Source organism: Bradyrhizobium sp. CFUWI (genome assembly GCF_056429085.1).
On sequence record NZ_JBWJZE010000158.1, the window covers coordinates 1 to 475 of the forward strand.

Here is a 475-nt window from a genome sequence, read left to right on the forward strand (position 1 = left end):
GTACAAGGCGTTCGACAACAACGGCGGGTTCCAGAAGTACTTCAACGCTAAGTCTCCCAACCTGCTGGCAGCCGTGTTCGGCTTTGGCCTGCTGCACGGGTTCGGGCTCTCGACGCGGCTGCAGCAGTTGCCGCTGGGGGACGACAACACCTCCATGCTGCTGCGCATCCTGAGCTTCAACCTGGGCGTCGAGCTCGGCCAGATCGCAGCGCTGGCCGCGATGGTCGCCCTGCTCACCTTGTGGCGCCACCGGCCGTCGTTCCAGCGATTCAGCTACGTGGCCAACATGGGTCTTTTCTACGCCGGTGTGTACCTGCTCTTCATGCAGCTGCACGGATACCAGCACGACGTCGATCCGGACAGCTTCCGTTTCCCCGCCACCGAGCACCAGCACATCCATGAAGACATGGATATCCAGAACTCGACTGACAACAGTCGCAACACCCTTTGATCCGTTTTTCAACCACCCGAAAGG

At 60.4% G+C, this 475-nt stretch carries 1 protein-coding gene; it reads left to right on the forward strand.

Annotated elements, in window-relative coordinates:
• On the forward strand, nucleotides 1-451 hold a 451-nt coding region (locus AC066S_RS39190), incomplete at its 5' end, for a HupE/UreJ family protein (RefSeq protein WP_478271959.1).
• Nucleotides 452-475 lie beyond the last annotated feature (24 nt).